Annotated in this window: 1 pseudogene; it reads left to right on the top strand. The window is 74.1% G+C overall.

Annotated features, from left to right (window positions below):
* Positions 1 to 266, top strand: a pseudogene (locus AX737_RS35060) (response regulator); the annotation flags it as partial.

The raw sequence follows: 266 nt of genomic DNA, 5'->3' as shown, positions 1-266 counted from the left end.
CATGCTGAGCCTCGCGCGCGGGTCGGAGGAGGGCGTCGGCGAGAGCGACCTCGCCGCGACGGTCGCGGCCTTCCTGCCCTTCCTGCAGGGCAACGTCCTGCGCGACGCCCCGGTGATCGACCGCGTCCCCGCGGACCTGCCGCGGGTGCTCTGTGCCGAGCGCATCCTGGAGATCGCGCTCCTCAACGTCGCCTTCCACCTCCGCGATCACGGCCTGCACGGCTTCGCGATCGGGGCGGCCGAGCAGCGGGTGGACGAGGGCACGG

It is taken from the genome of Methylobacterium sp. CCH5-D2 (assembly GCF_001556475.1).
GTDB lineage: Bacteria > Pseudomonadota > Alphaproteobacteria > Rhizobiales > Beijerinckiaceae > Methylobacterium > Methylobacterium hispanicum.
The sequence above is the reverse complement of the archived record's forward strand: the minus strand, read 5'-3'. Positions and strand labels throughout refer to the sequence as shown.